The sequence below is a fragment of the Corynebacterium sp. HMSC067D03 genome, from assembly GCF_001811185.1.
In the GTDB taxonomy this organism is placed as follows: Bacteria; Actinomycetota; Actinomycetes; order Mycobacteriales; family Mycobacteriaceae; genus Corynebacterium; species Corynebacterium coyleae.
Genome location: NZ_KV803830.1, coordinates 1 through 3487, shown reverse-complemented (window position 1 = coordinate 3487; position 3487 = coordinate 1). Strand labels below are relative to the sequence as shown.

Below are 3487 nucleotides of genomic sequence, written 5' to 3'. Positions count from 1 at the left end.
GGCCTTCGCGCCGTTCTCAACTCGTTCGGCGATATGGAAGTGGTGGCTGAGGCCGCCGACGGCGATGTTGAGGTGCCGGGAGACGTGGACGTGGTGGTCTCCGACATTCAGATGCCCGGCGCGTCCGGCATCGACCTGACCCGCCGTTTGGTCAAGGCGGGCGGGCCGCCGGTGCTCATCCTGACCACCTACGACACGCAGGCCGACGTGGTCGCCGCGGTGGAGTCCGGCGCGATGGGCTACCTGCTCAAAGACGCGCCGGAGGATGAATTGCATGACGCGGTGGTGCAGGCGTCGAAACGCAAGCGCGTGCTCTCTCCGCAAGTGGCGAATGTGCTGGCAGACCGTCTGGTCAACCCCGACGAGGCTCTGTCCGCCCGCGAGATCGAACTGCTTCGCGCACTGCAGACGGGCGCGTCGAACCGGGAGATCGCCGAACAGCTCTTCATCTCCCAAGCCACGGTGAAAACCCACCTGATCCACATCTATTCAAAGTTGGGGGTTGACAACAGAACAGCTGCCGTAGAGCAAGCTCGGCAGCGTCGCATCATCTAACCTTGGGCGCATGGCTTTCAGCGAAGTAGGTTCCGGCCCGTGGCGCGGGGTCGAGTTCCTCCGCGGCCTCGCCACCCCCGACGACGTTCCCGCAGGCTGCGCCCCCTTGATGTGGCGCCACAACGGCACCGCACGACTCGGCGGCTTCGTCGCCCCGGGCGCAGGCGCAGGTGCTTATCGACGACACCTTCGTCCCTGAAGGCACCCAACGCGCCAACCCAGACGCGTTCACCCTGCCCAGCGTGACCACCGCCGCTGCCGACGAGGCGTTCGTGTTCATCGGAGAGATGTTCGGCCGCACCGGCACCATCGAGACGAATCAGCCGTGCGTGGCAGCGCAGCTGACCATCGCCCCGGAAACCGAGTTGGCGATCACACTCAACCCGGACTTCGAGTACGCCTTCGTCGCCGTCGACGGCGACCTGGCCGTCAACCGCACCCCGGTGCCGGGCTTCCCCGTGGGGCTCGTGGACACCGGCCACCGCACCATGGGGCTAGAGAACCGCTCCGACCCGCTCGCGCACGTCCTCATCCTTGGCGGAGCGCCAGCGGGGAGAGATTAGCCACAACGGCCCCAAACCCGCTTCGCAATAAGGGCCCGGGTTGCGTCCCTTAGTGTGGTGCAACGCTTTCTGATGGTGGGCCCTGGGAAGTACAGGGGCGGCCACCGTCAGTAACCTTTCGACTCAACTACCACATTTCACCGAAAGGCACGTAACGATGACCGCTGCTCCGCATTCTATCGACCCTGAAACCTATCTGGATGGTCTGCTCGCCCAAAGACGTGACAAACGTACGGGATACGGATGGTTTGCCCATTGGTTCGTCGCAGCTACATCTATGGTGTCAGCGTGCGTGTGATGCATGAGGGGAGCATGGGCAATTCTTAAAGCTTCTGTTAGTCATTTTTACCGATGTCCCTTATGGATACGTGACCTGTAAGGTTTTCTCCCGGAAAACAAATGGGACTTTTTCCGAGATTTTCTCGTCTTTCATTGATGGAAAACACGAAATGAGAAAATTGAGGAACGATCTGCACCGCTGGGAAATACTCCCTCAACTTATACGTGATGTCCCAGCCTTTGTCGTACCACCGAAACCGATCGAAGTCCTCTTTCCACTGAGGTCGCTCACGAAAGCTGTCGGGTACCTCGATGAAATTTAAATTAAATTCTCTCGTCCACTCAAGGATCTCGTTTCCCAAAACAGGTTCTATGCCTAAATCCGCGGGAAGATAGTAGCCCCTTCCTTCGGAACCGGTGACTACTAGTTCTTTAGAAGGCCACAAGGAACTTGGATGACTATATTCTGGCCGCAGGAAAATTCGATGGGGTTCCACGAAACTAGGCTACCGTCAATTTTACTGCCACGAAAGTGGAAGCCCCTTGACGCATCCCGCCCATTCTGTAGAGTACTCGTCGTCTCCAGCCCACCCGGTAACAAACTCGTTAGTTACGTTGCGGGCAATTGCCACACTACGAGTACCGCTATTAGTATTTTTTCTTTGCTTTCCCCAATTGCCGAGACGAGGGCGATCGAAATCCTCCGCTTGAAAAGTGTAGAATACGCACCCCAGGAAATCATACCACTCTTTCCTAGTTAGAGGATAATTCGCAAAATGGCCCGGATGTTCCCCGACCTCCGGATTAGGCGCCATGTGTGTGCGGAATCGTCTGCAATCCAGGGTCACCATCCCTCTGCCCGGTACTCGCCACGCAGCCAATTTCGTATCTGGTGGAAGCTCGTATTCAATACATGGGAGAACGCGCTCCTGGTAATTTTCGCGCGCTTCATCGTTATGGGAAGTTTCTGCTTGGAGGACGGGGGAACCAACGACGGGAGCGAAAATCGGCCAGTAGAGGTCCTTGGTTATTTGGGACACTCCCGTCAATTTTCCGCCCATAAACTCCTGCTCCTGCCAGAAGCTATCTTGTGCAACCGGATCCCCTACGGGGTAGCCTAAAAGCCCTTTTTCAAATCCCTGTTCAGTGTACTGAATCAGAAATGTTCCGCTCACCGGATGTGCTCCGTGTTGTGGCGTCCAGTAGATCATCCCACCTTCGAAGACGTTGTAACGTCCGATTCCGTCTGGGGTGGTCAGCTCGTCACTGATGGGAAAGCCAAGCGCACTGGTGTGTCCGCCCATGGATTGCCACTTGTCGTAGATTGCCCCTTGGATGCTGGCCTGTGTCGCAGGTAGCGCGTTGTGCGTGTAGACGTGGCCGCCTTCAAAGTGTTGGACGTACCACTGGTTGCCGAGTGAGATGTCGCTGGTGGTGGGGTATCCGAGAAACCCGTTTTCCCATCCGTGCCGCTGCCACACTCGTGACACTGGGATGCTGACGCTGTGCGCACCCGTGCGAGGGTGCCAGTAGATGAATCCATTAACGAACTCGGAGCGTTTGCCCACCCCGTCCGGGTTTGTCAGTTCCTTGGATTTCGGAAGGAGGAGGAAGCTGGTTGGTCCACCGATGGCGTCGTAAAGGTTTTTAATCGCCCCGCACACCTCAAACGGTGCCGGCCAGTACACGCCGCATCCTGGGCGGGCATTTAGCGTGGGGGTGCTCGGGTCGGTGAGTTTGGCTTCTTTGATCTCTGCTTGATCTGCATCGGCTTTGCTGGCGCCTGCCGGGATGCTCTCTCTGTCCGAGCGCATCTGCCCCGGGATGATCTCGCTGTGCGGGTCGTCGGTGGGGTGCCACTCGTCAAGGCCCTGAGGATTAAGCTCGTCCTGCGTGACTTGGTTGACCTCGTACCTTTCGGCTCCGGGAGGGGTGGGGATGCCCCACTGAGCGAAGGGGCCTTCGAGGCTTATGACGGGATTTTCAACTGTATCCGTTGTGGTTTGGGTTTCACCCGAATCTTGTGGGGATAAGTTGCTATGGGACGATGAGCCTGTTGTGGGGTGTCATGATTCCGGTGGACGGTGAAA

The 3487-nt window shown here is 57.9% G+C and carries 5 protein-coding genes; 3 read left to right on the top strand and 2 right to left on the bottom strand.

Annotated elements, in window-relative coordinates:
* The 3 genes from HMPREF2785_RS07690 to HMPREF2785_RS07685 all read left to right on the top strand — a co-directional run.
* Positions 1–555, top strand: a 555-nt coding sequence (locus HMPREF2785_RS07690; protein ID WP_070614765.1) for a LuxR C-terminal-related transcriptional regulator, incomplete at its 5' end; no start/stop codon positions are given.
* Positions 556–565: 10 nt separating this feature from the next.
* Positions 566–754 carry a hypothetical protein gene (locus HMPREF2785_RS11840; RefSeq protein ID WP_141750668.1) on the top strand — a complete coding sequence of 63 codons (189 nt, stop codon included), beginning with the start codon at positions 566–568 and terminating at the stop codon, positions 752–754.
* Positions 726–1118, top strand: coding sequence for a hypothetical protein (locus HMPREF2785_RS07685; protein ID WP_070614764.1), 393 nt, complete (start codon positions 726–728; stop codon positions 1116–1118). Before HMPREF2785_RS11840 ends, HMPREF2785_RS07685 begins: the two co-directional genes overlap by 29 nt.
* 335 nt (positions 1119–1453) lie before the next feature.
* Here HMPREF2785_RS07685 and HMPREF2785_RS11835 read toward each other — a convergent pair whose 3' ends face one another.
* A complete protein-coding gene (locus HMPREF2785_RS11835) occupies positions 1454–1894 on the bottom strand; it encodes a hypothetical protein (protein ID WP_141750667.1) in 441 nt (146 codons plus the stop codon).
* Between the two features lie 21 nt (positions 1895–1915).
* Positions 1916–3211 (bottom strand): LGFP repeat-containing protein, encoded by a 1296-nt coding sequence (locus HMPREF2785_RS07680; RefSeq protein ID WP_070614762.1) that lies wholly within the window; start codon positions 3209–3211, stop codon positions 1916–1918.
* Positions 3212–3487: the final 276 nt, after the last annotated feature.

Bases quoted from the DNA above. Each gene is read 5' to 3' on its own strand.
- HMPREF2785_RS11840 (WP_141750668.1), top strand. From the start codon at position 566: ATGGCTTTCAGCGAAGTAGGTTCCGGCCCGTGGCGCGGGGTCGAGTTC.
- HMPREF2785_RS07680 (WP_070614762.1), bottom strand. From the start codon at position 3,211: ATGCGCTCGGACAGAGAGAGCATCCCGGCAGGCGCCAGCAAAGCCGAT.